At 68.7% G+C, this 25882-nt stretch carries 22 protein-coding genes; 10 read left to right on the top strand and 12 right to left on the bottom strand.

Going from position 1 to position 25882, the window contains the following annotated elements; translation table 11 throughout:
* Nucleotides 1-30: 30 nt before the first annotated feature.
* Nucleotides 31-585, top strand: coding sequence for a PaaI family thioesterase (locus tag DD542_RS02945; RefSeq protein WP_127803677.1), 555 nt, complete (start codon nucleotides 31-33; stop codon nucleotides 583-585).
* A 19-nt stretch (nucleotides 586-604) separates the two neighbouring features.
* Here the strand turns inward: DD542_RS02945 and creC are convergent, their stop codons facing one another.
* From creC to DD542_RS02910, 7 genes are all read right to left on the bottom strand, one after another.
* Nucleotides 605-2044: a two-component system sensor histidine kinase CreC gene (gene creC / locus DD542_RS02940; RefSeq protein ID WP_127803675.1), complete on the bottom strand. Its 1440-nt coding sequence runs from the start codon at nucleotides 2042-2044 to the stop codon at nucleotides 605-607.
* A gap of 4 nt (nucleotides 2045-2048) precedes the next feature.
* The gene (gene creB / locus DD542_RS02935) at nucleotides 2049-2747 is read right to left on the bottom strand and encodes a two-component system response regulator CreB (protein ID WP_127803673.1); all 699 of its coding nucleotides are present in this window, start codon (nucleotides 2745-2747) and stop codon (nucleotides 2049-2051) included.
* Nucleotides 2748-2774: 27 nt separating this feature from the next.
* Complete coding sequence (gene aroE, locus DD542_RS02930; RefSeq protein WP_127803671.1) at nucleotides 2775-3626, bottom strand: shikimate dehydrogenase; 852 nt, start codon at nucleotides 3624-3626, stop codon at nucleotides 2775-2777.
* 113 nt (nucleotides 3627-3739) lie between these two features.
* A complete protein-coding gene (locus DD542_RS02925; protein ID WP_127803669.1) occupies nucleotides 3740-4753 on the bottom strand; it encodes a TRAP transporter substrate-binding protein in 1014 nt (337 codons plus the stop codon).
* A gap of 37 nt (nucleotides 4754-4790) precedes the next feature.
* Complete coding sequence (locus DD542_RS02920; RefSeq protein ID WP_127803666.1) at nucleotides 4791-6083, bottom strand: TRAP transporter large permease subunit; 1293 nt, start codon at nucleotides 6081-6083, stop codon at nucleotides 4791-4793.
* Between the two features lie 4 nt (nucleotides 6084-6087).
* On the bottom strand, nucleotides 6088-6594 hold the full coding sequence (locus DD542_RS02915) for a TRAP transporter small permease subunit (protein ID WP_066150648.1): 507 nt from the start codon (nucleotides 6592-6594) through the stop codon (nucleotides 6088-6090).
* Nucleotides 6591-7118, bottom strand: a complete 528-nt coding sequence (locus DD542_RS02910; protein ID WP_241559667.1) for a gluconokinase — start codon at nucleotides 7116-7118, stop codon at nucleotides 6591-6593. Before DD542_RS02910 ends, DD542_RS02915 begins: the two co-directional genes overlap by 4 nt.
* Before the next feature lie 149 nt (nucleotides 7119-7267).
* Here DD542_RS02910 and DD542_RS02905 point away from each other — a divergent pair, with 149 nt between their 5' ends.
* The 8 genes from DD542_RS02905 (at nucleotide 7268) to DD542_RS02870 (ending at nucleotide 15818) form a co-directional block, all read left to right on the top strand.
* Nucleotides 7268-8296: a LacI family DNA-binding transcriptional regulator gene (locus DD542_RS02905; RefSeq protein ID WP_127803664.1), complete on the top strand. Its 1029-nt coding sequence runs from the start codon at nucleotides 7268-7270 to the stop codon at nucleotides 8294-8296.
* 322 nt (nucleotides 8297-8618) lie between these two features.
* The gene (locus DD542_RS02900; RefSeq protein ID WP_241559763.1) at nucleotides 8619-9821 is read left to right on the top strand and encodes a sugar ABC transporter substrate-binding protein; all 1203 of its coding nucleotides are present in this window, start codon (nucleotides 8619-8621) and stop codon (nucleotides 9819-9821) included.
* Nucleotides 9822-9901: 80 nt separating this feature from the next.
* Nucleotides 9902-10774, top strand: coding sequence for a sugar ABC transporter permease (locus DD542_RS02895; protein WP_127803662.1), 873 nt, complete (start codon nucleotides 9902-9904; stop codon nucleotides 10772-10774).
* 10 nt (nucleotides 10775-10784) lie between these two features.
* Nucleotides 10785-11615, top strand: coding sequence for a carbohydrate ABC transporter permease (locus tag DD542_RS02890; RefSeq protein ID WP_127803660.1), 831 nt, complete (start codon nucleotides 10785-10787; stop codon nucleotides 11613-11615).
* 28 nt (nucleotides 11616-11643) lie between these two features.
* A complete protein-coding gene (locus tag DD542_RS02885; protein WP_127803658.1) occupies nucleotides 11644-12687 on the top strand; it encodes an ABC transporter ATP-binding protein in 1044 nt (347 codons plus the stop codon).
* Between the two features lie 4 nt (nucleotides 12688-12691).
* A complete protein-coding gene (locus DD542_RS02880; protein WP_127803656.1) occupies nucleotides 12692-13426 on the top strand; it encodes an SDR family oxidoreductase in 735 nt (244 codons plus the stop codon).
* Nucleotides 13427-13451: 25 nt separating this feature from the next.
* A complete protein-coding gene (gene dalD, locus DD542_RS02875; RefSeq protein WP_127803654.1) occupies nucleotides 13452-14843 on the top strand; it encodes a D-arabinitol 4-dehydrogenase in 1392 nt (463 codons plus the stop codon).
* A 39-nt stretch (nucleotides 14844-14882) separates the two neighbouring features.
* The gene (locus DD542_RS02870) at nucleotides 14883-15818 is read left to right on the top strand and encodes an AraC family transcriptional regulator (RefSeq protein WP_066150634.1); all 936 of its coding nucleotides are present in this window, start codon (nucleotides 14883-14885) and stop codon (nucleotides 15816-15818) included.
* On the opposite strand, the gene DD542_RS02865 is transcribed toward DD542_RS02870, so the two are convergent.
* Nucleotides 15802-18840 carry a transglycosylase domain-containing protein gene (locus DD542_RS02865; RefSeq protein WP_206610756.1) on the bottom strand — a complete coding sequence of 1013 codons (3039 nt, stop codon included), beginning with the start codon at nucleotides 18838-18840 and terminating at the stop codon, nucleotides 15802-15804. The two genes, DD542_RS02870 and DD542_RS02865, sit on opposite strands and share 17 nt — an antisense overlap.
* Nucleotides 18841-18974: 134 nt before the next feature.
* Between DD542_RS02865 and DD542_RS02860 the strand changes: the two genes are divergently transcribed.
* Entirely contained in the window at nucleotides 18975-21257 is a 2283-nt protein-coding gene (locus DD542_RS02860) for a PBP1A family penicillin-binding protein (protein ID WP_127803650.1), read from the top strand.
* Between the two features lie 15 nt (nucleotides 21258-21272).
* On the opposite strand, the gene DD542_RS02855 is transcribed toward DD542_RS02860, so the two are convergent.
* The 4 genes from DD542_RS02855 to DD542_RS02840 all read right to left on the bottom strand — a co-directional run bounded on the left by DD542_RS02855 (nucleotide 21273) and on the right by DD542_RS02840 (nucleotide 25863).
* Nucleotides 21273-22253 carry a nitronate monooxygenase family protein gene (locus DD542_RS02855; RefSeq protein WP_066150630.1) on the bottom strand — a complete coding sequence of 327 codons (981 nt, stop codon included), beginning with the start codon at nucleotides 22251-22253 and terminating at the stop codon, nucleotides 21273-21275.
* A 29-nt stretch (nucleotides 22254-22282) separates the two neighbouring features.
* Nucleotides 22283-24073, bottom strand: coding sequence for an acyl-CoA dehydrogenase (locus DD542_RS02850; protein ID WP_127803648.1), 1791 nt, complete (start codon nucleotides 24071-24073; stop codon nucleotides 22283-22285).
* 73 nt (nucleotides 24074-24146) lie between these two features.
* Complete coding sequence (locus DD542_RS02845; protein WP_127803646.1) at nucleotides 24147-25076, bottom strand: FAD-binding protein; 930 nt, start codon at nucleotides 25074-25076, stop codon at nucleotides 24147-24149.
* Nucleotides 25077-25113: 37 nt separating this feature from the next.
* Complete coding sequence (locus tag DD542_RS02840; protein ID WP_066150625.1) at nucleotides 25114-25863, bottom strand: electron transfer flavoprotein subunit beta/FixA family protein; 750 nt, start codon at nucleotides 25861-25863, stop codon at nucleotides 25114-25116.
* Nucleotides 25864-25882: the final 19 nt, after the last annotated feature.

Raw genomic sequence — 25882 nt, 5'->3', positions numbered from 1 at the left:
TTGCATATGCAACTGTTTTGAGGACACACCATGGATACTGAGAACATCCGCCTGCGCTGGGAACAGGAAGAAGCCGCCGTGCGGCAGCGCATTGAGGCCGGCGGCGGCCGGGCCGGCGTTTCAACGCCGGAACAGATCGCCGGCAAGACAGGGCTGGAGATCATGCAAGCGATGCTGCGCGGCGAGCTGCCCTACCCGCCCATCAGCGAGACCCTGGGCTTCTACCTGATCGAAGTGGGCGACGGTCACGCGGTGTTCCAGGGTGAACCGCAGTTCAAACACTACAACCCGCTGGGCACGGTGCACGGCGGCTGGTACGCCACCCTGCTGGACTCGGCGCTGGGCTGCGCAGTGCAGACCAGGCTGCCCGCCGGCACCGGCTACACCACCGCCGAGCTCGGCCTGAACATCGTGCGCGCCGCGAGCGACAGGACGGGGCCGCTGCGCGCCATCGGCAAGGTGATCCACAGCGGCCGGCAGATGGCCACCGCCGAGGCGCGCATCGTCGGCCCCGACGGCAAGCTCTACGCCCACGCCACCACCACCTGCTTCATCTTCGACGCGACCGCGCGGGCCGGCCGCTGAGGCACGGGGGCGCGGCGCGTCAGGCTGGCAGCGTCCAGCTCGCGCGGCAGCCGCGCGGGTCGGTCACGTTGTCAATGTGCAGCGTGCCGCCGTGCAGCTCGCTGACCTCCTTCACGAGGCACAGCCCCAGGCCCGAACTTTTCTCCTGCGTGTCGGCGCGCGGCAGCGAATAGAAGCGGTCGAAGATCCTGTCGGCCGCGTAGTCGGGCACGCCCGGCCCCTCGTCGCGCACCGACCACTCCACCAGCCCGTCCAGGCGCCTGGCGGCCACCGTCAGTGCGCCGCCCTGCGGTGAAAAGTCGATGGCGTTGTCCAGCAGGTTCTGCAGCGCCTGCGCGATCAGGAAGCGGTCACCCCGCACCGTGGCGCCCTCGTCCAGCGTGGTCTGAACCCGCAGACCCTTGCGCCGCAGCCTCGGCTCGGCCGTGTGCAGCAGTTCGCGCGTGAGCGCCGCCAGGTCCACCGGCTCCACCGTGCGCAGCTGGCGCAGCTGCTCCACATCGGCCAGCGCCAGCAGCCGGTCGATCAGCTGCTGCAGGCGCTCGGTCTGGCGCTGGATGTTGCCGGCAAAGCGCTCGCGGTCGGCCTCGGGCATGGGCTCCTGCAGCAGCTCGGCCGCGCCGCGGATCGCTGCCAGCGGGCTCTTGAGCTCGTGCGTCAGCGTGTGCACATAGTTCTCGACATAGGCCTTGTCTTCGAGCCTGAGGCGCATGCGCTCGACCGCCTGCGCGAGGTCGGCGAACTCGGTGTTGCCCGAGAGCCGGCCCATGCGCGGCAGCTCGGCCCGCTCGCCGCGCGCCACCGCGTTCGCATAGCCGCGCAGGCGCGAGAGCGAGCTGGCGATCCACCAGGTGAACAGCAGGCCGATTGCCAGCGACAGCCCCAGCAGCACCCACGACCAGTTGAGGATGCGGTCGCGGCTGCGCTGGATGTAGGGCTCCAGCGTCTGGTTCGGGCGCGAGACGGTGAGCACGCCGATGATGCGCTGGCCGTCCTTCACAGGCGCCGCCACATGCATCACGGTGCGGTCGGCGTCGTATTCGCTCTCGCCGCTGGAGCGCGCGCCGTACTCGCCGCGCAGCGTGCGCAGCACGTCGTTCCACTGCGAATGGTCCTTGCCCACGTCCTGTCCGCGGCTGTCGAACACGACGATGCCGCGCGCATCGGTCACGGTGACGCGGTAGTCGATGCGCGACTTGCGAAAGCCCCAGATCGTCGCGCCCGGGTCGACCGTCGGCAGCTTCGACAGGGCCTGCGCGAAAGGGCCACTGGCGATGCTGCCGGCCTTCAGGTCCGGCGCCGCCACCAGCGCCAGCGCGTTCGCCGCGTCCACCAGGCTGTCCTCCATCGCCAGCCGCGTGCCGGGCTTGACCTCTTCCACGAACACGCGCAGCACGACGAACAGCGACAGGCCGAGCACCAGGAAGAAGGCGAGCAGCAGACGCAGGCCGATGCGCATGGATTCAGGCCGACAGCGTGAGGGAGTAGCCCATGTTCCGGTGCGTCTGGATCAGGTCGGGCGAGAGGCCGCGCTCGCGCAGCTTGGCGCGCAGCAGCTTGATGTGGGCGTCGACCGTGCGGTCCAGCGTGTCGGGCGCGTCGGCCCAGACCAGGTCCATCAGTTCGGCGCGCGAGAAGATGCGTCCGGGCCGGCGCAGCAGCGTCGCCAGCAGCAGGTACTCGTAGCGCGTGAGCGCGAGGTAGCCGCCACCGCAGGCGATGCGCTGCGCGGCTTCATCCAGCCGCAGCGAGGCAGAGCCGGCCATCGACAGCGCGGCGCCCTGCTCAGCCGCCTTGCCGTTGGCCGTGCGCCGCAGGATCGCCTTGACCCGCGCGCAGACCTCGCGCGGCGAAAACGGCTTGCTCACGTAGTCGTCCGCGCCCAGCTCCAGCCCGAGCACGCGGTCGATCTCCTCGCTGCGCGCGGTGAGGAAGACGATGGGCAGCTCGCTGGTCTTGCGGATGGCGCGGCAGACGTCGAAGCCATTGCCGTCGGGCACGCCGACATCGAGGATCGCGAGGTCGGGAGGCTGCTGCGAAAACGCCGCGAGCGCGTCGCGCGCGAGGGTGACGTGGGTGACCTCGAAGCCTTCGCTGCGCAGTGCGTAGAGCAGCGTGTCGGCGATGGCGGGTTCGTCTTCGAGGAGAAGGATCTGGGGCATTGCATGCAGGGGCGTTGAAGCAGGCGGCTACTCTGCCACACCCAGCGCCCGCTCCAGCTCCCGCCGCATCACCCCCCGGTCCACATCCACCCCGCTCCAGAGCCGGATCGCCACCGAGCCCTGGTTCACCAGCATGCCCAGGCCGTCGAGCACGGTGCAGCCGGCGGCTTCGGCGGTGCGGATGAGGTGGGTGCGCGGCGGGTTGGGGATGGCGTCGGCCACCACCATGCCGGGGCGCAGGGTGCTCCAGTCGATGTCGAGCTGGTCGTCCACATTCGGGAACAAGCCGATGGAGGTGGCGTTGACCACGATGCCGGTGCCCGTGGGAATCTGCATGGTCGGCTGCCAGTGCAGGTATTCGGCGGTGGCGCCGGTCCTGGCCGCGATCAGGTCGGCCAGCTCCTGGCCGCGCAGCCGGCCCCGGTTGACCACGGTGATGTGGGCCGCGCCGGCCAGCGCCAGTTCCACCGCCACCGCGCGCGCCGCGCCACCGGCGCCGAACAGCAGCACGCGTTGGCCTTCGATGGTGCAGACCGGGCGCAGCGCCTCGACGAAGCCCTGGCCGTCGGTGTTCTCGCCCACCAGCAAGCCGTCCCGCAGCACCACGGTGTTGACCGCGCCAATGATCTGCGCCGAGGGCGCCAGGCCGTCGAGGTGCTCGATCACGGTCACCTTGTGCGGCAGCGAGCAGTTGAAACCCACCCAGCCCATGGCGCGAGCACCGCGCACCGCGTCGGCCAGCTTCTCGGGCGGCACTTCGCAGTTGACATAGCGCCATTCCATGCCGTGGTGGCGGTAGGCGGCCTCGATCATGGCGACCGTCGGGTTCTCGGCGGCGGGCTGGGCGAAGGAGCCGGTGAGCGTGTGGAGGAAGTTCATGGCGTGTCCCTGCGGAGCCTGGGCTCGTGAAAAGAGGCCCATGAAAACAAAAAAGCCGGTCTGGGGCAAGACCGGCTTCCGGGTGCGGGCCTGCAGCAGGCCGCGGATTCAGATCACTTGCGCGCCGCCGCGACGGCGGCCTGGGTGTCCTTCCACAGCGCTTCGCCCACGTTGGCGGCGATGCTGGCGTTGACGGCGCCCAGCTTCTCGCGCATGCGGTTCGCTTCGGCCGGGCTGAGTTCGTTGACCTGCATGCCCTTGGCCTTGAGGTCGCCCAGGGCCTTGGCGGCTTCGGCGCGGGTGTCCTGGCGCTCGAAGTCGCGGCTCTTCTTCGCGGCGTCGGCCAGCACCTTCTGCTCGTCCTTGGAGAGGCCGTCCCACCACTTCTTGCTCACGGTGACGATCCAGGGGCTGTAGACGTGGTTGGTCACGGTCAGGTACTTCTGCACCTCGTAGAACTTGCTCGACAGGATGGTGTTGTAGGGGTTCTCCTGGCCGTCGACGGTCTTGGTCTCCAGCGCGGTAAACAGCTCGGAGAACGGCAGCGGGATGGCGTTGGCGCCCAGGGTCTTGAAGCTGTTGAGGAACACGTCGTTCTGCATCACGCGCAGCTTGATGCCGTTCAGGTCTTCCAGCTTGGCCACCGGCTGCTTGTTGTTGGTGAGGTTGCGGAAGCCGTTCTCCCAGTACACCAGCCCGACCAGGCCTTTCTCCTGCAGCTTGTCCATCACCTTCTGGCCCACCGGGCCGTCGAGCACGGTGTCGGCTTCCTTGGCGTTGTTGAACAGGAAGGGCGTGTCCCAGATCGCCATTTCCTTGGTGATGCCGACCAGGGTGGCGGTGGAGCCGACCATCATTTCCTGCGCGCCGCCGATCAGGGCCTGCTGCATCTGCACGTCGGAGCCGAGCGCGGCGGCGCCGATGGCGCGCACCTTCATCTTGCCGCCCGAGGCCTTCTCGACTTCCTGAGCGAACAGCTTGACGGCGCGGCCCTGGTTGGAGTCTTCGTTGAGGCCGTAGCCGAAGCGGATCAGGCGCGGCTTGATGTCCTGCGCGAAGCTGGCGAACGGGGCGGTGAAGGCGGCCACGGCGGTGGCGGCGATCAGGGTGCGGCGGAAGATGGACATGACAGTCTCCTTGGGTGAAAAAGCAAACGAACGGAAATCAGCGCATCCACGCCACGGGGGCGGTGACGATCTGCGGGAACAACACGAACAGGGCCAGCACCAGCGTGTAGCTGAGCAGGAAGGGGTTCACGCCCTTGATGACCTGGTGCATGGGCAGGCGGCCCACGCCGGCCACCACGTTGAGCACGGTGCCCACGGGCGGCGTGATGAGGCCGATGGCGCCGTTGAGCACGAACATCAGGCCGAAGTACACCGGGTCGATGCCGGCCTTGACGGCGATCGGCAGCATCACCGGCGCAAAGATCAGGATGGTGGGCGTGAGGTCCAGTGCGGTGCCGATCAGCACCAGCACGATCATCATCACGGCCATCAGCAGGCGCGGGTTCTCCACCAGCGGGCCCAACCAGCCGCCCAGCACACCGGGCAGGTCGGCCAGGGTGATCATGTAGCTGGCCACCTGGGCACCGGCGCAGAGGAACATCACCACCGCGGTGGTGCGCGCAGCGCGCACCAGCACCCCGTGCAGCTGGCCGATCTTCATCTCGCGGTGGATGAACAGCGACACCACCAGCGCGTAGAACGCGGCCACCACGGCGGCCTCGGTGGGCGTGAACACACCGGTCTTCATGCCGCCGATGATGATCAGCGGCATCAGCAGCGCCCAGAACGCGCGGGCTGTGGCGCGCAGCCGGCCGGCCATCGGCACCGGCGGGTTGTCCTGCAGATTCATGCCCTTGAGCACGATCTTCCAGGTGACGATGAGCGCGGCGCCCATCATCAGACCCGGCACGATGCCCGAGAGGAACAGCGCCGAGATGGAGGTGTTGGTGGTGACGCCGTAGATGATGAACGGCATGGACGGCGGGATGATGGGCGCGATGATGCCGCCCGAGGCGATCAGCCCGGCCGAGCGGTGCATGGGGTAGCCGTGCTCGCGCATCATGGGCAGCAGGATGGTGGCCAGCGCCGCGGTGTCGGCCAGGGCCGAGCCGCTCATGGACGCCATCAGCACCGCCGCGCCGATGGCCACGAAACCCAGACCGCCGCGGATGTGGCCGACCCAGGTCTGCGCCATTTCGATGATGCGCCGGCTGATGCCGCCACTGTTCATCAGCTCGCCGGCCAGGATGAAGAAGGGCACGGCCAGCAGCGGGAAGCTGTCCACACCGGCCACCATGTTCTGCGCCAGCAGCTGGGTGTCGAAGAAGTCCATCACCCAGGCCATGGCGGCGCCGGTGAGCAGCAGGGCGAACGCCATGTTCATGCCGATGCCCATGAGCACCAGCATGCCGAGGACGAAGACGATGAAGGCTTGTGCTTCGAGGCTCATCGCGTCACTCCACGTCCACGCCGTGGCCGAGGTCCAGCGGCTTGGCCTTGATGATTTCCCACACCACCATCGCGCCGATGGCAATGGCGCACAGCAACGCCGGCAGCGGCAGCAGCGCGGCCGGCGCCTTGAGCACCACCGAGTGGCTGTCCATGCCCACCACCACCTGCTGCCAGGCGCCCCGACCCAGCAGCACGCAGGCCAGCAGCACCAGCAGGCGGATCAGCAGCGTGGCGGCCTTGAAAGCCAGCGGACGGCGGCGCAGCAGACCCACCAGGCTGGTGAAGGCCATGTGCTCGCCGGCCGGGTAGGCCGCGGCGGCGCCGAGGAACACCATCCAGACGAACAGCAGGCGCGAGAGTTCCTCGCTGGCGGCCACGCCGCTGCCGAAGCCGTAGCGCAGCACCACGTTGAGGAAGACGGAACAGGCCATGACGGCCAGGCACACGGCCATCAGGGTCTGGGCCGCGCGCTGCAGGGGATGCGCCTTGGGTTGGTCGGGCGTGTTCATGCGGCCTCCTGGCTGGGGGACGGGGCGGCGGCCCAGGCGGCGGCCTGGTCCAGCAGTTGCGGCAGGGGCTCGGCCGCGTCGACGCGCAGCACGCCGGGCTCACCCACGGGGGATTCCAGCGTGGCGAACTGGCTGTCCACCAGCGCGGTGTTGAAGAAGTGCGCCGAGCGCGCGGCCACGCGTTCGCTGGCCAGTGCCGGGGTGATGTCGATGAAGACGAAGCGCAGGCCCGGGGCCGCGGCGCGCAGCTGGTCGCGGTAGGCACGCCGCAGGGCCGAGCAGGTCAGCACCACGCCGCCGGGCGAGCGGGCCAGCAGGCCGGCCAGCGTCGCCAGCCAGCCGGCGCGGTCGGCGTCGGTCAGGGCGATGCCTTCGCGCATCTTCTGCCGGCTGGCGGGGCTGTGGTGGTCGTCGCCTTCGATCAGCGGCAGCCCGAGGCGTTGTGCCAGACCGGCGCCCAGGCTGGACTTGCCGCAACCGGCCACGCCCATCACCACCAGCGACGCATTTTGAACCATGTTCATGCTTGAGATAGCGCTATCTTTTGTCGGTAGAAAAAACGGCCTGTGGGCAGGCCGGGCGTGGGGCAGATCGGGTTTTCGAGGGGGTCTGCCGTCTTGAGATAGCGCTATCTTAAGGCTATGATTCCTAGCCGACACCCGTAAAAACCCTGATGCCCCCCCCACCCCCTTCCCGCCCCCGCGCCACCGGCCGGGTGACCCTGGCCGACGTCGCGGCGCTGGCGGGCGTGAGCCCGATCACCGTCTCGCGCGCCCTGCGCGGCGAGCGCACCGTGGACCCGGTGCTGGCGGCGCGGGTCAAGGAAGCGGCGCAGCAGCTGCGCTACGTGCCCGACCCGGCGGCGCGCGCCCTCGCCTCGCGCCACGGCTCGCACGTGGCGGTGCTGATTCCGATGCTGTCCAACGCCCTGTTCGTGGACCTGCTGGAGGCGGTGCAGCGCACCCTGCGCCCGGCCGGCTACCAGACGCTCATCGGCATCACCCACTACAGCCCGGACGAAGAAGAACAGCTGCTGCGCGAGCAGCTGCAGCACCGGCCCGCCGGCCTGCTGGTGACCGGCATCGACCAGAACGCCGCCACGCGCGAGCTGATGGCGCACAGCGGCGTGCCCTGCGTGCACCTGATGGAGCTGTCCACCGACCCGGCGCTGTACTGCGTGGGCTTCTCGCAGCGCGACGCGGGCGAGGCCATCACCCGCCACCTGCTGGCGCGTGGCCGCCGGCGCATCGCGTTCGCCGCCGCCCAGCTCGACCCGCGCACCCTGCAGCGCGCCGAGGGCTACCGCCGCGCGCTGCAGAGTGCGGGCCTGTACGACCCGGCGCTGGAATGGCTGGACCCGCGGCCCTCGTCGATGGCCTTGGGCGGCGAGCTGCTGGAGCGGCTGCTGCGCGAGCAGCCCGGCTGCGACGCCGTCTTCTTCTGCAACGACGACCTGGCCCAGGGCGGGTTGCTGGCCGCACTGCGCCTGGGCGTGGCCGTGCCGCAGCGGCTGGCGGTGGCGGGCTTCAACGACCTCTCGGGCAGCGACCAGATGCTGCCGCCGCTGACCACCGTGGCCACGCCGCGCGGCGCCATCGGCGAGGCCAGCGCCCAGATGCTGCTGAGCCTGATGCGCGGCGACACGCCCGCCCGGCACTCGGTGGACCTGGGTTTCGAGTTGCGGCTGCGCGCCTCCACCTGAGCAGAACCGATACCTTGCTGCACCCGCGAAGTACCGCTTTGCAGGTCGCACATACTTTTTGCCGGCACCTAGGGTTAATCCCAGCCTGATAACGCAAGTAAGTACATATCTGGCCGATTTGCGTACAAACCGCGGGTCAGAAGGTGCCCAGAATCCGGTCCACGGTTTCAGACACCGTTGAACCTGGACGAACGCCACCACCCACCTCAGGAGACACCCTGTGAAATTCCGCCTTGCCACCGTGTTCGCCGCCGGCCTGCTGGCCGCCGCGGGCGCCAACGCCGCCACCGAACTCGTGATCGCGACCGTGAACAACGGCCACATGATCGAGATGCAGAAGCTCTCGAAGAACTTCGAGGCCGCCAACCCCGACATCAAGCTCAAGTGGGTCACGCTGGAAGAAGGCGTGCTGCGCCAGCGCGTGACGACCGACATCGCCACCAAGGGCGGCCAGTTCGACATCATGACCATCGGCATGTACGAAGCGCCGATCTGGGGCAAGAAGGGCTGGCTCACCGAGCTCAAGACCGACGCCGCCTACGACGTGAACGACCTGCTGCCCGCGGTGCGCGGCGGCCTGACGGTGGACGGCAAGCTGTTCGCCGCCCCGTTCTACGGCGAATCGTCCATGCTGATGTACCGCAAGGACCTGGCCGACAAGGCCGGCATCAAGGTCGCCGACAACCCGACCTGGACCGACATCAAGGCCCTGGCCGCCAAGATCCACAACCCGCCCAACACCTACGGCATCTGCCTGCGCGGCAAGCCGGGCTGGGGCGACAACATGGCCTTCCTGTCCACCCTGGTCAACACCCACGGCGGCCAGTGGTTCGACATGAGCTGGAAGCCCCAGCTGGAGAGCAAGCCCTGGAAGGACGCCATCACCTTCTACGTCGACCTGCTAAAGAACTACGGCCCGCCCGGCTCGTCGAACAACAGCTTCAACGAGATCCTGGCGCTGACCAACTCGGGCAAGTGCGGCATGTGGATCGACGCCACCATCGCCGCCTCCTTCGTGAGCGACCCCAAGCAGTCGAAGGTGGCCGACCAGATGGCCTTCGCCCAGGCCCCCACCGCCGTGACGCCCAAGGGCGCGAACTGGCTGTGGTCCTGGAACCTGGCCATCCCCGCCGGTTCGAAGAAGGTCGACGCCGCCCAGAAGTTCGTGACCTGGGCCACCAGCAAGGAATACATCCAGCTGGTCGCAAAGACCAACGGCTGGGCCAACGTGCCCACCGGCACCCGCAAGAGCACCTACGCCTCGCCGGAGTTCCAGAAGGCTGCCCGCTTCGCCGCGGCCGAGCTCAAGGCCATCGAATCGGCCAACCCGACCGACTCGACCCTGCCCAAGAGCCCGTATGTCGGCGTGCAGTTCGCCGCCATTCCGGAGTTCCAGTCCATCGGCATCGCCGTGGGCCAGCAGATGAGCGCCGCGCTCGCCGGCAAGACCAGCGTGGACGACGCGCTCAAGGCCTCGCAGGTCGCCGCCGAACGCGAGATGAAGAAGGCCGGCTACTACAAGTAAGCCACCGCAGGCCCCACCCGGTCTGACCGCCCCCTCCCCCGCCCGCGGGGGAGGGGTTTTCCCCTCTCACGTCCATGGCCATGAACCGCCCCACATCGCGCACCCTGCCGCGTCTGCTGCTGACGCCCGCGGTGGCCACGCTCTTCCTGTGGATGATCGTGCCGCTGGTGATGACGATCTATTTCTCCGTCATCCGCTACAACCTGATGCAGCCCGACCAGAGCGGCTTCGTCGGGCTGGAGAACTTCGAATACTTCGTGACCGATCCGTCGTTCACGACCTCGGTGATCAACACCATCCTGCTGCTGGGCAGCGTGATCCTGATCACCGTGATCCTGGGCGTGGCCATCGCCCTGCTGATCAACGAGCCCTTCGCCGGCCGCGGCATCGTGCGCGTGCTGCTGATCTCGCCCTTCTTCGTCATGCCCACGGTCAACGCGCTGATGTGGAAGAACATGATGATGAACCCGATCTACGGCGTGCTGGCCCAGGTCTGGGCCTTCTTCGGCGCCGCGCCGGTGGACTGGCTCACCGACCACCCGCTGTCCTCGGTGATCGTGATGGTGAGCTGGCAGTGGCTGCCGTTTGCCACGCTGATCTTCATGACCGCGCTGCAGAGCATGGACCGCGAGCAGCTGGAAGCCGCGCGCATGGACGGCGCCACCTACGGCCAGCAGCTGCGCTACCTCTACATCCCGCACCTGGGCCGCTCGGTGGCCGTGGTCGTGATGATCGAGCTGATCTTCCTGCTCAGCGTCTTCGCCGAGATCTACACCACCACCGGTGGCGGCCCGGGCGACGCCAGCACCAACGTGGCCTTCCTGATCTTCAAGCAGGCGCTGCTGAACTTCGACGCCGGTGTGGCCTCGGCCGGTGCCCTGTTCGCCGTCGTGCTGGCCAACATCGCCGCGATCTTCCTGATCCGCATGGTCGGCAAGAACCTCGACAAATAAGGCCCATCCCATGGCACGTCAATCCACCTTCACCCCCGCCTACGCGGTGCGCACCGTGGCCGCCTGGGCCGTGGCCCTGCTGCTGTTCTTCCCGCTGGGCTGGCTGCTGCTGACAGCGTTCAAGACCGAGCTGCAGGCCATCGCGGTGCCGCCCGAGCTGTTCTTCTCGCCCACACTGGAAAACTTCCACGAGGTGCAGGAACGCAGCGACTACCTGCACTACGCCTGGAACTCGGTGGTCACCAGCGTGGTATCCACCCTGCTGGGCCTGGCCATCGCCGCCCCCGCGGCCTACGCCATGGCCTTCCACAAGGGCCAGCGCGACAAGGACATCCTGATGTGGATGCTCTCCACCAAGATGATGCCGGCGGTGGGCGCCCTGGTGCCCATCTACGTGATGGCGCAGAAGAGCCAGCTGCTGGACACGCAGCTGGGCCTGATCATCGTGTTCACGTTGTCCAACCTACCCATCATGGTCTGGATGCTGTACTCCTCGTTCAAGGAGATCCCGCACGAGATCCTGGAGGCCGCGCGCATGGACGGCGCCACCCTCTGGCAGGAGGCCACCAAGGTGCTGCTGCCGCTGGGCATGGGCGGCCTGGCCTCCACCGGCCTGCTGTGCCTGGTGCTGAGCTGGAACGAGGCCTTCTGGTCGCTCAACCTCAGCTCGGCCAAGGCCGGCACGCTGGCCACGCTGATCGCCAGCTACTCCAGCCCCGAAGGCCTGTTCTGGGCCAAGCTGTCCGCCGCCTCGCTCATGGCCATTGCCCCCATCGTGGTCTTTGGCTGGTTCAGCCAGAAGCAGCTCGTCCAGGGCCTCACGTTCGGCGCTGTGAAGTAACCCCATTCAAGAGAGACAAGAGACCACCATGGCCTACCTGCAACTCCAAGGCATTGAAAAGTTCTTCGGCGAGAACCGCGCCATCAAGGGCATCGACCTGTCCATCGAAAAGGGCGAGTTCATCGTTTTCGTCGGGCCGTCCGGCTGCGGCAAGTCCACGCTGCTGCGCCTGATCGCCGGGCTCGAACACATCGACGGCGGCAGTCTGGTGCTCGACGGCAAGGACATCACGCACGCCCCCTCCTCCAAGCGCGACCTGGCGATGGTGTTCCAGAGCTACGCGCTGTACCCGCACATGAGCGTCTACGAGAACATGTGCTTCGCGCTCAAGCTGGCCAAGGTCGACCCCAAGGTGATCGACGAGAAGGTGCAGAACGCCGCGCGCATCCTCAACCTCACGCAGTACCTGCAGCGCACGCCCAAGGAACTCTCGGGCGGCCAGCGCCAGCGCGTGGCCATCGGCCGCGCCATCGTGCGCTCGCCCAAGGTCTTCCTGTTCGACGAGCCGCTGTCCAACCTGGACGCCGCGCTGCGCGGCCAGACCCGGGTGGAGATCGCCAAGCTGCACCGCGACCTGGGCGCCACCACCATCTACGTGACGCACGACCAGGTGGAGGCCATGACGCTGGCCGACAAGGTGGTCGTGCTGCGCGACGGCGTCATCGAACAGGTGGGCACGCCGCTGGAGTTGTACGACCGGCCCGCCAACCAGTTCGTGGCCCAGTTCATCGGCACGCCGCAGATGAACGTGGTGCCGCTGCAGCAGGTGCCCGCCGTGGTGGCCCAGCAGGCCCCCGCCGGCGCCGTGGGTGGCGCCATCGGCCTGCGGCCGGAGAACGTGAGCGTGCGCAGCAACGGCAGCACGCCGGTGAGCGGCCAGGTGGACCTGATCGAGGCGCTGGGCGCCGAGACCCTGATCTACGTGAGCACGCCCAACGGCGCGCAGTTCGTGGCGCGCCAGAACGAGCGCACCGGCCTGCACGCGGGTGATGCCGTCAGCCTGGACATCGACGCCTCGCAGGCCCACTGGTTCGACACCGCCGGCCGCGTGGTCGCCGCCCGCGCCGCCTGACGCCATGAGCCCATCGTTTCCCTTGCAAGGCAAGACCGCCGCCGTCACCGGCGCGGCCTCGGGCATCGGTTTCGCCAGCGCGAAGGCCATGGCCGACGCCGGCGCTCGCGTGCTGCTGATCGACCGCGACGCCGTCGCGCTGGCCAAGGCCTGCGCCGCCATCGGCGACCACGCCCTGCCGCTGGTGCTGGACCTGCTGGACCCGGCGCAGTGCAACAGCCTGCTGGACCGCACGCTGACACTGACCGGTCAGCTGGACATCTTCCACGCCAACGCGGGCCTCTACGTCGGTGGCGACCTGCTGGACACCACGCCCGAAGCCATCGACCGCATGTTGAACCTCAACGTGAACGTGGTGATGAAGAACGTGCACAACGTGCTGCCGCACATGGTCGGCCGCGGCACGGGCGACATCCTCGTCACCAGCTCGCTGGCCGCGCACTTCCCCACACCCTGGGAGCCGGTCTACGCCTCGTCCAAGTGGGCCATCGACTGCTTCGTGCAGACCGTGCGGCGGCAGATGTTCAAACACGGCATCCGCGTCGGCTCGGTCTCGCCGGGACCGGTCATCACCTCGCTGCTGTCCGACTGGCCGGCAGAAAAACTCGCCGAGGCCAAGGCCAGCGGCAGCCTGATCGAAGCGGCCGAGGTGGCCGAGGTGCTGCTGTTCATGCTGACCCGCCCGCGCGGCATGACCATCCGCGACGTCGTGCTGATGCCCACGAATTTCGACCTCTGACCCGCTCCCTTTTCACCGACGCACCATGAACTTCATCCTGCACCTGGGCCTGGGCTCGTTCCACCGCGCCCACCAGGCCGTCTACATCCACCAGCTGCGCCAGCAAGGCGACCTGCGCTGGGCCATCGCCGGCGGCAACCTGCGCCCCGACATGGCCGAGACCATCGCCGCCCTGCAGGCCCAGGGCGGCCGCTACACGCTGGAGACCGTCACGCCCCAGGGCGAGCGCAGCTACACGCGCATCGAATCGATCCAGCGCGTGATCCCCTACCAGGACGACCTGGCGCCGCTGATCGCCACCGGCACCGACCCGGCCACGCGCATCATCAGCTTCACCGTCACCGAAGCCGGTTACTACCTCGACGCGAAGAACCGGCTCGACTGGGCCACCTTCCCCGACCTGCGCGCCGACCTGGAGGCCGTGAAGGCGGGCCAGGCCGGCCACACCATCTACGGCGGCCTGGTCAGCATCCTGCGCGCGCGCATGAAGGCGGGCGGTGGCGCCGTCACGCTGATGAACTGCGACAACCTGCGCCACAACGGCGAACGCTCGCGCGGCGGCCTGCTGCAGTTCATCGACGCGCTGGGCGACACCGCCCTCAAGGCCTGGGTGCAGGAACACACCCGCAGCCCCAACGCCATGGTCGACCGCATCACGCCGCGCCCCACGCCCGACGTGGCCGAACGCGTCAAGGCCGCCACCGGCTGGGACGACAAGGCCGCCCTCATGGGCGAGAGCTTCATCCAGTGGGTGATCGAGGACAACTTCATCGCCGGCCGCCCCGAGTGGGAAAAGGTCGGGGTCGAGATGGTGAACTCGGTGCAGGCCCATGAAGAAGCCAAGATCCGCCTGCTCAACGCCACGCACAGCTGCATCGCCTGGGGCGGCACGCTGGCGGGCTACCTCTACATCCACGAAGGCACGCACGACGCCGCCATCCGGAAGATGGCCTACGACTACGTGACCGACGACGCCATCCCGGTTCTGCTGCCCTGCCCGATCAACCTGGAGCAGTACCGCGACGTGGTGCTCGACCGATTCGGCAACCCCGCCATCGCCGACACCAACCAGCGCGTGGCCATGGACGCCTTCTCCAAGATCCCCGGCATGATCGCGCCCACCATCCGCGACAAGCTGACCCGCGGCGGCAGCTTCGACAGCGTGGCCCTGCTGCCCGCACTGTTCCTGGCCTACCTGCAGCGCTGGCACACCGGGCAGATTCCCTACACCTACCAGGACCAGGCCATGGACCCGGCCGTGGCCCACGCCATCTGCGAGGCCGCCGACCCGGTGGCGGCCTACGCCGCCGACACCACGCTCTGGGGCGAAATGGCCGGCCACCCGCAGCTGGTCGAGACCCTGCGCAAGGCCTTTGCCCGCGTGCAGGCCTTCGTGGCGGAACGCGCCAAGGCCTGAACCGGTGTAACTTAGGTGCCACCGCCGCCGGAGCCCGCCATGACCGTGAAAGTGCCCACCGCCCCGCGCCAGCTCAAGCCCGAGCTGGAACACGAGTTCGTGCGCTCGCCCGACCTGGGCTACGAGCTGTCGTCGGATGTCGGCTTCGTGCGCTGTCTCTCCCACGGCTTCCCGACGCCGCTGGCGCGCTGGCACTACCACGACGAGTACGAGCTGCACCTGATCACCAGCACCAGCGGCAAGGTGTTCGTGGGCGACTGGATCGGCCCCTTCCAGGCCGGCCAGCTGGTGCTCACCGGCCCGCGCCTGCCGCACAACTGGGTCACCATGGACATGCCCGAAGGCGGCGTGGCGCAGCGCGACCTGGTGATCCAGTTCACCCACGAGCCCCTGACCCGCGCCGCAGAAACCATCCCCGAGCTGCGCGAGGTGCTGCCCCTGCTGGAGCGCGCCAAACACGGCATCGAGTTCTTCGGCCTGTCCGAGGCGGCCGAGCGGCACTGGCACCGCGTCAAGAACGCGCGCGGCCTGCGCCGGCTCACCGCCTTCTGCGACTACTTGGCCGACCTCACGGCCTGCACCGACTACCGGCTGCTCTCCAGCGTGCAGCTGCAGAGCGACGACGACGATGCCTCCATCGACCAGATCCACGCCGTGGTCAGCCGCATCACCGACCACCTGGCCGACGACCACTCGGCCGGCGCGCTGGCGGCCGAGCTGGGCATGAGCGAGAGCCGCTTCAGCCGCTTCTTCCGCAAGGCCACCGGCAACACCTTCACCGACTTCGTCAACCGCGTGCGCATCAGCCGCGCCTGCCAGCTGCTGATGGACACCGACCAGCAGGTCACCCACATCTGCTACGAGGTCGGCTTCAACAACGTGGCCAACTTCAACCGGCGCTTTCTAGAAATCAAGGGCATGACGCCCACCGAGTTCCGGCGCCAGAGCCTCACGCGCTTCAAGGGCGCGGCGTGACCGGGCAGGCCCGGCCCTGGGTGCCATCCAGATAGGGCATGAGGCCCGGCCCCATCGACGTCAGGATCTGCACCGGCAGCCCCGAGGTGAAGCGGTACTTCGCGGCATCCGGCCCCACCACATAGGCGGTGAGGCTGCCGAAGTAGCGCGGTCCGAGGTGGAAGACGAAGGTGGCGGTGCGGTTGAGCGCCAGCGTGGCGCGCCCGCGCACCACCACGCGGTTGTCGCCCGTGCCGGTCTTGCCGCCCGGCGACAGGTCCTCGCCACCCTCGGTTCTGAAGCTGCCGGACAGGCGGCGCGCGGTGCCCCGCTCCACCACCTCGGACAGGGCCTTGCGCAGCGCCCGCGCCACCTCCGGTGCCATCACGCGCTCGCCCTGCGTCGCCGTGCGGCCCAGCGACGTCTCCCAGGGCGTGTCAGCGGCCAGGTGCAGGCCGGTGATGTGGCGGGTGGGCAGGCGCACCCCGTCGTTGACGATGATGCCCATCAGCTCGGCCAGGGCCGCCGGCCGGTCGCCCGAGCTGCCCAGCGCGGTCGCCAGCGAGGGCACCAGGTGGCCGAAGGGGTAGCCCAGCCGCGCCCAGCGGCTGTGGATGTCGAGGAAGGCTTCCACTTCCAGCAGCGTGTAGATGCGGGTGTCCTGCGCACTCTTGACCCGGGTGCGGAACAGCCAGCCGTAGACCGCCTGCCGCTCGTCGGCGCTCGCCTCCAGCGCCTGCGCCAGTCTGGCGCCGGGGTGCTGCAGCCGGTAGGCCACCAGCCAGAGTTCGAGCGGGTGCACGCCGGCCACGTAGCCACGGTCGGGCAGGTCCAGCGCGCCGGGCGCGAAGCGCTCGTGCAGGCGCGCCACGCGCGCCGCGTCGGGCGCCTTCTCGCCCAGGCGCTCGCGCAGGAAGGTCCCGAGCGCCTCCGCCGGTGCCTCTGGCTCCAGATAGCGGAACACCGCGGCCAGCCGCTCGGGCGTGGGGCGCAGGCCGTCCAGCAGCAGGGCGCGCAACTCGGCCGGGTTGCGCTGGTCGGTCTTGCGCCAGAAGCGGCGCAGGAAAGTCTGGCCCTCGCGGTCGGCAAAGCGCGCCAGGTAGGCGCTGCGCCGCGGGTCCTGGTCGTCTTCGAGCAGGCGTGCGGTGCTGCCCGGCACCTGGTACATGGTGTGGCGCACCACCTCGCGCATCACCCGCACGAACGGCAGGTTGATCGAGGCCTGCATGGCCTCGCGCACCGTCGGCGAGCGGGTGTTGTCGTCGGCGCTGAAGTTGCTGAAGCTGTGCAGGCCGCCACCGGTGAAGAAGCGCTCGCCCGGATCGGCCGAGAACCGGCGCTCCAGCGCCGCCTCCAGCATGGCGTCCAGACTGCGGTCGGGGCTGTTGGTGAGGTGCTGCACGGCCCAGCGGGTGAGCGTGTCCTGCCGGTCGAAGGCGATGCTGCCCAGGGTCCTGGGCTCCTGCGGCGCCAGGCGGGCGTGCAGTTCGGCAACAAGTTCCAGGTAGATCGCCAGCACCCGCAGCTTGGCGGTGGAGCCCAGTTCGAGCTTGCTGCCTTCGTTGATGTCCAGCGGCTGGTTGGTGGTGTCGGTCTGCACGCGCACCTGGTTGCCCTCGGGTGTGCGTTCGAGCAGGGTGAAGCTGTAGCGCACCGCGCCCAGCGTGCCGGGCTGCAGCAGGCGCTCGCCGATCAGGCCCTGGCTGCGCGCGAACGCGGGGTCGCCCAGGCGCCCGAGGTAGCCGCTCACCGCGTCCTGCAGGGGGGCGTTGATCGTGGTGTCGAGGCGGACGTCGAGCCGGTCGAGGTTGTAGAGCGAGGTGCCCAGCCAGCCGGCCAGGCGGCTGCGCGCGGCGGTCGTGCCCTTGCCCGGGCTGGCGGGCAGCTTCGGCGGCTGGCGGGTCATGTCGCGGAACACCAGCCGCTGCCGCAGGGCGGCGTCGCGCCAGCCGGTGTCGATGAGGCCTTCGGCGGCCAGCAGCCGCAGGTAGGCGTCGGTGGTCCGGTCGAGCTCCTCGCGGCCCTCTGCCAGGTACCAGGACGGCCGCCGGTGCGCCACCATGAGTGCCACCACCTGCCGCAGCACCTGGGCCCGCTCGGCCGGGTCGGCCGCGAGCCCCTGGGCGGGCGTCAGCAGCGTCCGCGCGCGCTCGAAGTCGGTCCCGAACCACACCCACAGGCCGTCGCCCAGCCCGTGCACCTCGCCATGGCGAGGCGCCGCCGACAGCGGCACGGAGTTCAGGTAGTCCAGCAGGATCTGGCGCCGCACCGGCAGCGTGTCGGCACCCTGCCGGTAGGCGCGCACCGAGGCCGACGCCATCTGGCGCAGCTTTTCGCGGGCATCCTGCGTGAAGCCATCGGGCGAGTGGCGGTACTTTTCGATCTGGGTGGCCAGGGTGCTGCCGCCGGGGCTGTCCATGTCAGCGTCGATGCGGCTGGCCAGCTGGCCCAGCACCGCGCGGGTGAAGCGCACCCAGTCGACCGCCGGGTTCATCTGCGGCCGGTCGGGGTCGAGCAGGTCGCGGTTCTCGATGAACATCAGGGCCTGGGTCACCAGCGGCGGCACCTGCTCGAAGCGCTCGAATGTCCGGTACGGGTAGCGGAAGCTGTAGACCGGCTCGCGGTGGCAGTCCAGCACGGTCAGGCCGGTCCTGATCTTTTCGGTAAATGGGGCGTACAGACCGCGGTCCAGATAGGCCTGCAGCTCCGGGCTCTGACGCGCCTGTTCGGTGACCACGAAACCGCGCGGCGCCAGCCGGGACACCACATCCGGGATGGCGGTGTAGCCCAGCCGCTGGTCGAACGGGCCGTGGGTCGGAAAACGCATCTGGGCACTTGCGCCCGGGGCGGTCTGGTGCGCCAGACCGGCGGCGTAACGGCTGAGGAACCGGGCCTGCAGGCGGGACGTCTGGGCCTCGTACACCGCCAGCCCGCCCACCGCCGCGCCCGCCAGCAGCAGCGCCGCACCGATCCACACCAGGCGCCGGGACGGGCGCCATCCGCGCCGCGGCAGGGTGGCCACGAGGCCGGTTTCTTCGGGCAAGGGGGGCTCCATCTGCTGTATCGCAACAATTGTGGGCCATCAGGTGCGGGACCGGGATGAACCGTGGGTCGAAGGCACATTCAGTTACGTGCCATTCACCTGTGCCGCACACGCCGACCGGATAATTCGCGCCCATGTCTTTGCGTCTCTCGCGCCGCCTCCTTCTGGGACTGGCCCTCGCCGCCCCTGCCCCGCTGCTGCTGACCGCGCCACCAGCCCATGCGTCCACGTTCGACCTGCCGCCCATCGACAGGATCGTCCACTACCAGCCCAAGCTGCCGCTGCAGGTGTTCACCGCCGACGGCGTGGAGCTGGCGCAGTTCGGCGCCGAGCGGCGCGAATACGTGCCGCTGTCCAAGACCCCCAAGCTGCTGCAGGACGCGGTGCTGGCGGTCGAGGACGCGCGCTTCCGCGAGCACTCCGGCGTCGACCCCAAGGGCATGGCACGCGCGGCCCTGGCCCTGATCACCGGTGGCCGCAAGCAGGGGGCCAGCACCATCACCCAGCAGCTCGTGCGCACCATGCTGCTCACGCGCGAACTGACGGTGGAGCGCAAGGCCAAGGAAATCCTGCTGGCCTTCAAGGTCGAGGAGGCGCTGTCCAAGGACCGCATCCTGGAGATCTACCTCAACGAGATCTTCCTGGGCCAGCGGGCCTACGGCTTCGCCGCCGCCGCGCAGACCTACTTCGGCAAGGCCATGGACCAGCTGACGATCGCCGAAACTGCGATGCTCGCCGGCCTGCCGCAGAACCCGTACTACGCCAACCCGGTGGCCAACATGGGCCGTGCCACAGCGCGCCAGCGCGTGGTGCTGCAGCGCATGCACACGGTCGGCGTGATCAACGACGCCCAGCTCGCCGCCGCCCGCGCCGAGAAGATCACCCTGCGCTCCCCCGGTGTGCGCGATGTGGACGCCGCCCACGTGGCCGAGATGGCCCGGCGGGTGGTGTTCGAGCGTTTCGGCGAATCCGCCTACTCGCGCGGCATCCGCGTCACCACCTCCCTGCGCGCGGCCGACCAGCGCGCCGCCTACGCCGCGGTGCAGCGCGGCGTGCTGGCGCAGGACCGCCGCAACCCCTGGCGCGGCCCCGAGGCACGGGAAGACCTGCCCGCGGCCAACGACCCCGAGCTCGAACGCGCCGCCGCCGAGGCACTGAAGGACCACCGCGACGACGACACGCTGCGCGCCGCCATCGTGCTCGCTGTCACGCCCAAGGAAGTACGGGTGCAGCTGGCCAGCGGCGAACAGGTGCGCATCAAGGGCGAAGGCCTGCGCTGGGCCCAGCCGGGCCTGTCGGCCAAGGCCAAGGACGCGCTGCGCATCCAGCGGGGCTCGGTGCTGCGCGTGGTCAAAAATGGCAAGGACTGGTCGATCACGCAATGGCCCGAGGCCGAGGCCGCGCTGGTCGCGCTGGACACGCGCACCGGCCGCGTGCGGGCCCTGGTCGGCGGCTTCGACTTCGCGCGCCAGCCGTTCAACCACGTGACCCAGGGCTGGCGCCAGCCCGGCTCCACCATCAAGCCGCTGCTATATTCGGCCGCGCTCGAAGAGCGCGTCATGCCCTCGACCCTGGTCGACGACGGTCCGTTCACCGCACCCAACGGCTGGTCACCCGGCAACAGCGGCAACGCCACCGGCGAACCGCTGACCGTGCGCACCGCGCTGACCAAGTCCAGCAACCTGGTGAGCGTGCGTGTGCTGCAGCACACCGGCACGCAGCGCGCGCGCGACTGGCTGGGGCGCTTCGGCCTCGATGTCGCCAAGCAGCCCGACAACCTCACGCTGGCGCTGGGCACCGGGCAGGTGACGCCGCTGCAGATGGCCCGCGCCTACGCCACGCTGGCCAACGGCGGCTGGTCGGTCGAGCCGGTGGTGATCGAGAAGATCACCGATGCCCAGGGCAAGGTGCTGTTCGAGGCGCCCACCGCGCCCGTGCTGACCGAGGAGAACCGCGCGATCCCTGCCCGAAACGCCTATGTGATGGGCAGCATGCTCAACGACGTGACCAGCGTCGGCACCGCCGCCCGCGCCCAGGCCCGGCTCAAGCGCAGCGACATCTACGGCAAGACCGGCACCACCAACGACGTGCTCGACGCCTGGTTCGCCGGCTACCAGCCCGGGCTGGCGGCGGTGGTCTGGATGGGCTACGACAAACCCCGCAGCCTGGGCGACCACGAGTCGGGCGGCCGGCTGGCGCTGCCCATCTGGACCGACTACATGGCCGCCGCACTCAAGGGTGTGCCGGTCGCCGCACCGGGCGATGCACCGGCGGGGCTGACCCGCATGAACGACGACTGGATTTACGCCGAATGGGCCAACGGCGGCGCCGTCGCCACCATCGAGGATGCGGCGGGTGCGCAGTACGCCGGACCGCCGACGATCCTCGACGCGATCCGGGAACTGTTCAAGAACTGAGCGGGGCGGGCGCGCTCAGCCCGCGCAGATGCGCGCCTTGGCCTCGGCGTATTCGCGCCGGAAGCGCGCCACCAGATCGGCCGCCGGCACCACCTCGCGGATGGCGCCGATGCCCTGGCCGCAACCCCAGATGTCCTTCCAGGCCTTGGCGGCGTTGGCGCCTTCGCCGGTGCTGAAGTTCATCTTGCTCGGGTCGCTCTCCGGCAGGTGGTCCGGGTCCATGCCGGCGTTGCGGATGCTGCCCTTGAGGTAGTTGCCGTGCACACCGGTGTAGAAGTTGCTGTAGACGATGTCGTCCGAGTTGCTCTCGGTGATCATCTGCTTGTAGCCCTCGACCGCACGGGCTTCGTCGGTGGCGATGAAGGCCGAGCCGATGTAGGCGAAGTCGGCGCCCATGGCCTGCGCCGCCAGGATGGCGCCACCCGAGGCAATGGAGCCCGACAGCGCCACCGGGCCGTCGAACCACTCGCGGATCTCCTGCACCATGGCGAAGGGGCTCTTGACGCTGGCGTGGCCGCCGGCACCGGCCGCCACCGGGATAAGGCCGTCCGCGCCCTTCTCGATCGCCTTGTGCGCGAACACGTTGTTGATGACGTCGTGCAGCACCACGCCGCCCCAGCTGTGCACGGCCTGGTTCACGTCTTCGCGGGCACCCAGGCTGGTGATGATCACCGGCACCTTGTACTTGGCGCAGAGCTCCAAGTCGTGCTCCAGCCGGTCGTTGCTCTTGTGCACGATCTGGTTGATCGCGAACGGCGCGGCCTTGTTGTCGGGGTTCGCCTTGTCGTGGGCGGCCAGCGCCTCGGTGATCTCGGCCAGCCACTCGTCCAGCTGCGAGGCCGGGCGCGCATTGAGCGCAGGCATGGAGCCCACCACCCCCGCCTTGCACTGGGCGATGACCAGCTTGGGGTTGCTGATGATGAACAGCGGCGAGCCGATCACCGGGAACGGCAGGTTCTGCAGCACCGGGGGCAGGTAGCGTTGGCGTTGGGTCATGGGGTCTCCAGTCTTGTCGGTGTCGGTTGTCAGAAGGCCTCGGCCGGCAGTGCGGTCACGGCCTCGGCACCTTCCACGATCGCATCGCGCACGCCCGGGGCGCGGCTGAGGATGTGGTCGGCGTAGAAGCGGGCGGTGGTGATCTTGGCCTGCATGAAAGGCACGTCCTGTCCCTTGGCGGACAGGTCTTCGGCCACCAGCAGCGCGCGCGCCAGCTGCCAGCCCGCCATCAGGTTGCCGGCCAGCATGAGGTAGGGCACGCTGCCCGCGAAGGCCGCGTTAGGATTGCTCTTGGTGTTGGCGGCGATGAACTCGACCACATCCACGAACGCCTGGCGCGCGGCACCCAGGCGCTTGGCCACCGCCAGCGCGTTGGCACTGCCACGGGCCTTCAGTTCGGCCTCGGTCTTCTCGATCTGGGCCGCGATGGCTTTGGCCGAGGTGCCGCCGTCGCGCGCGGTCTTGCGGCCCACCAGGTCGTTGGCCTGAATGGCCGTCGTGCCTTCGTAGATGGTCAGGATCTTGGCGTCGCGGTAGTACTGGGCCGCGCCGGTCTCTTCGATGAAGCCCATGCCGCCATGCACCTGCACGCCGAGGCTGGTGACCTCCAGGCTCATCTCGGTGCTGTAGCCCTTGACCAGCGGCACCAGGAATTCGTAGAAGGTCGCGTTCTGCTTGCGCACCTCGGCGTCCGGGTGGTGGTGGGCCGCGTCGTAGGCGGCGGCGGCCACGCTGGCCATGGCGCGGCAGCCCTCGGTGGCGGCGCGCATGGTCATGAGCATGCGCTTGACGTCGGCGTGGTGGATGATGGGCGCGGCGGTGGTGAAGCTGCCGTCCACCGGGCGGCTCTGCACGCGGTCCTTGGCGTACTGCACGGCCTTCTGGTAGGCGCGCTCGGAGACGCTGATGCCCTGCACGCCCACCGCATAGCGGGCGGCGTTCATCATGATGAACATGTATTCGAGGCCGCGGTTCTCTTCGCCGACCAGGTAGCCGATGGCGCCGCCGTGGTCACCGTACTGGAGCACGGCGGTAGGCGAGGCCTTGATGCCCATCTTGTGCTCGATGGACACGCAGTGCACATCGTTGCGTGCGCCCAGCGTTCCATCGGCGTTGACCAGGAACTTGGGCACGACGAACAGGCTGATGCCCTTCACGCCCTCGGGCGCGCCGGTCACACGGGCCAGCACCAGATGGACGATGTTCTCGGCCATGTCGTGCTCACCGTAGGTGATGAAGATCTTGGTGCCGAAGACCTTGTAGGTGCCATCGGGCTGCGGCTCGGCGCGGCTGCGCACGGCGGCCAGGTCGGAACCGGCCTGCGGCTCGGTCAGGTTCATGGTGCCCGTCCACTGGCCGCTGACCAGCTTCTCCAGGTAGGTGGCCTTGAGCTGGTCGGAGCCGGCGGTCAGCAGGGCCTCGATGGCGCCGTCGGTCAGCAGCGGGCACAGCGCGAAGCTCATGTTGGCGCTGTTGAGGATTTCGCCACAGGCCGCGCCGATGGTCTTGGGCAGGCCCTGACCGCCGAAGTCCACCGGGTGCTGCAGGCCCTGCCAGCCGCCTTCGGCGTACTGCCTGAAGGCCTCCTTGAAACCGGGCGTGGTGGTGACCTGGCCGTCCTTGAAGAAGGACGGGTTCTTGTCACCCTCGAAGTTCAGCGGCGCGATCACGCCTTCGTTGAGCTTGGCGCACTCCTCCAGCACGGCCTGTGCGGTCTCCAGACCAGCGTCTTCGAAGCCGGGCAGCTGCGCCACCTGGTCGATGCTCGCCAGGTGCTCGATGTTGAACAGCATGTCCTTGAGGGGGGCGGTGTAGCTCATGAAAGTCTCCGTGGATCGAATGCGGGTGCAAAAAAAGGGCATCGCACGCGATGCCCTTGTGGGTGCCGTCGGCTTACAGCTTCGACACCAGTTCCGGCACAGCCGTGAACAGGTCGGCTTCCAGACCGTAGTCGGCCACGCTGAAGATCGGGGCCTCGGGGTCCTTGTTGATCGCCACGATCACCTTCGAATCCTTCATGCCGGCCAGATGCTGGATCGCACCCGAGATGCCGGCCGCGATGTACAGCTGCGGCGCGACGATCTTGCCGGTCTGTCCCACCTGCAGGTCGTTCGGTGCATAGCCTGCATCGACGGCGGCACGCGAGGCACCGATGGCAGCGCCCAGTTTGTCGGCCAGCGGGGTCATCACTTCGCTGAACTTCTCGCTGCTGCCCAGCGCCCGGCCACCGGAGACGATGATCTTGGCGGCCGTCAGTTCCGGGCGGTCGTTCTTGGCAATTTCGCTGCCCAGGTAGGCGCTCTTGCCGTTGCCCGAGGCAGCGGCGACGGTTTCCACCGCCGCCGAGCCGCCCTGGCCCGCGGCGTCGAAGCCGGTGGTGCGCACGGTGATGACCTTGGTGGCGTCCGCGCTCTGCACAGTGGCAATCGCATTGCCGGCGTAGATCGGGCGCTCGAAGGTGTCGGCACTCACCACCTTGGTGATGTCGCTGATCTGGGCCACGTCCAGCTTGGCGGCCACGCGCGGGGCCACGTTCTTGCCGCTGGCGGTGGCGGGGAACAGGATGTGGCTGTAGTTGCTGGCGATGGCCAGCACCTGGGCGGCGATGTTCTCGGCCAGGCCGTGGGCGAAGCCTTCGCCGTCGGCGTGGATCACCTTGCTGACGCCGGCGATCTGCGCGGCAGCCGCGGCGGCGGCACCGGCGTTGTGGCCGGCGACGAGGACGTGGACATCACCACCGCAGGCAGCGGCGGCGGTGACGGTGTTGAGGGTGGCGCCCTTGATGGAAGCGTTGTCGTGTTCGGCAATGACGAGTGCGGTCATGTTCGGTATTCCTCTGGATCGTTGGGTTCAGCGGTCTTCAGATGACCTTGGCTTCGTTTTTCAGCTTGTCGACCAGCGTGGCCACATCCGGCACCTTGACGCCAGCGCCGCGCTTGGCCGGCTCGGCCACCTTCAGCGTCTTCAGGCGCGGGCTCACATCCACGCCCAGATCCGCGGGCTTGACGGTCTCCAGCGGCTTCTTCTTGGCCTTCATGATGTTGGGCAGCGTCACGTAGCGCGGCTCGTTCAGGCGCAGGTCGGTGGTCACAACCGCGGGCAGGCTCACTTCCAGGGTCTCCAGACCACCATCGATTTCGCGGGTGACCTTGGCCTTGTCACCGGCCACTTCCACTTTGGAAGCGAAGGTGGCTTGCGGCAGATCGGCCAGCGCGGCGAGCATCTGGCCGGTCTGGTTGGCGTCGTCGTCGATCGCCTGCTTGCCCAGGATCACCAGGCCGGGCTGTTCCTTGTCCACCAAGGCCTTGAGCAGCTTGGCCACGGCCAGCGGCTGCAGTTCCACGTCGGTCTCGACCAGGATGGCGCGGTCGGCGCCGATGGCCATGGCCGTGCGCAGCGTTTCCTGGCACTGGGCCACGCCGCAGGAGACGGCGATCACTTCGGTGGCCGCGCCCTTTTCTTTCAGGCGCACGGCTTCTTCCACAGCGATCTCGTCAAACGGGTTCATGCTCATCTTGACGTTGGCGATGTCCACGCCGGTGCCGTCGCTCTTGACGCGCACCTTGACGTTGTAGTCCACCACGCGTTTGACGGGGACGATGACCTTCATGTTCGGTTGCTCCTGATGA

Origin of the sequence: Hydrogenophaga sp. NH-16 (assembly GCF_004006415.1) — a bacterium.
In the GTDB taxonomy this organism is placed as follows: Bacteria; Pseudomonadota; Gammaproteobacteria; order Burkholderiales; family Burkholderiaceae_C; genus Hydrogenophaga; species Hydrogenophaga pseudoflava.
This window is presented reverse-complemented; position numbering and strand designations above follow the sequence as displayed.

Coding starts and splice junctions, on each gene's coding strand:
- DD542_RS02920 (WP_127803666.1), bottom strand. CDS start 6,083: ATGAGCCTCGAAGCACAAGCCTTCATCGTCTTCGTCCTCGGCATGCTG.
- creB (WP_127803673.1), bottom strand. CDS start 2,747: ATGCCCCAGATCCTTCTCCTCGAAGACGAACCCGCCATCGCCGACACG.
- DD542_RS02895 (WP_127803662.1), top strand. CDS start 9,902: ATGAACCGCCCCACATCGCGCACCCTGCCGCGTCTGCTGCTGACGCCC.
- DD542_RS02890 (WP_127803660.1), top strand. CDS start 10,785: ATGGCACGTCAATCCACCTTCACCCCCGCCTACGCGGTGCGCACCGTG.
- DD542_RS02925 (WP_127803669.1), bottom strand. CDS start 4,753: ATGTCCATCTTCCGCCGCACCCTGATCGCCGCCACCGCCGTGGCCGCC.
- DD542_RS02855 (WP_066150630.1), bottom strand. CDS start 22,253: ATGACCCAACGCCAACGCTACCTGCCCCCGGTGCTGCAGAACCTGCCG.
- DD542_RS02840 (WP_066150625.1), bottom strand. CDS start 25,863: ATGAAGGTCATCGTCCCCGTCAAACGCGTGGTGGACTACAACGTCAAG.
- DD542_RS02905 (WP_127803664.1), top strand. CDS start 7,268: ATGCCCCCCCCACCCCCTTCCCGCCCCCGCGCCACCGGCCGGGTGACC.
- DD542_RS02910 (WP_241559667.1), bottom strand. CDS start 7,118: ATGAACATGGTTCAAAATGCGTCGCTGGTGGTGATGGGCGTGGCCGGT.
- DD542_RS02885 (WP_127803658.1), top strand. CDS start 11,644: ATGGCCTACCTGCAACTCCAAGGCATTGAAAAGTTCTTCGGCGAGAAC.
- DD542_RS02915 (WP_066150648.1), bottom strand. CDS start 6,594: ATGAACACGCCCGACCAACCCAAGGCGCATCCCCTGCAGCGCGCGGCC.
- aroE (WP_127803671.1), bottom strand. CDS start 3,626: ATGAACTTCCTCCACACGCTCACCGGCTCCTTCGCCCAGCCCGCCGCC.
- DD542_RS02945 (WP_127803677.1), top strand. CDS start 31: ATGGATACTGAGAACATCCGCCTGCGCTGGGAACAGGAAGAAGCCGCC.
- creC (WP_127803675.1), bottom strand. CDS start 2,044: ATGCGCATCGGCCTGCGTCTGCTGCTCGCCTTCTTCCTGGTGCTCGGC.
- DD542_RS02845 (WP_127803646.1), bottom strand. CDS start 25,076: ATGACCGCACTCGTCATTGCCGAACACGACAACGCTTCCATCAAGGGC.
- DD542_RS02850 (WP_127803648.1), bottom strand. CDS start 24,073: ATGAGCTACACCGCCCCCCTCAAGGACATGCTGTTCAACATCGAGCAC.
- DD542_RS02880 (WP_127803656.1), top strand. CDS start 12,692: ATGAGCCCATCGTTTCCCTTGCAAGGCAAGACCGCCGCCGTCACCGGC.
- DD542_RS02860 (WP_127803650.1), top strand. CDS start 18,975: ATGTCTTTGCGTCTCTCGCGCCGCCTCCTTCTGGGACTGGCCCTCGCC.
- DD542_RS02900 (WP_241559763.1), top strand. CDS start 8,619: ATGATCGAGATGCAGAAGCTCTCGAAGAACTTCGAGGCCGCCAACCCC.
- dalD (WP_127803654.1), top strand. CDS start 13,452: ATGAACTTCATCCTGCACCTGGGCCTGGGCTCGTTCCACCGCGCCCAC.
- DD542_RS02870 (WP_066150634.1), top strand. CDS start 14,883: ATGACCGTGAAAGTGCCCACCGCCCCGCGCCAGCTCAAGCCCGAGCTG.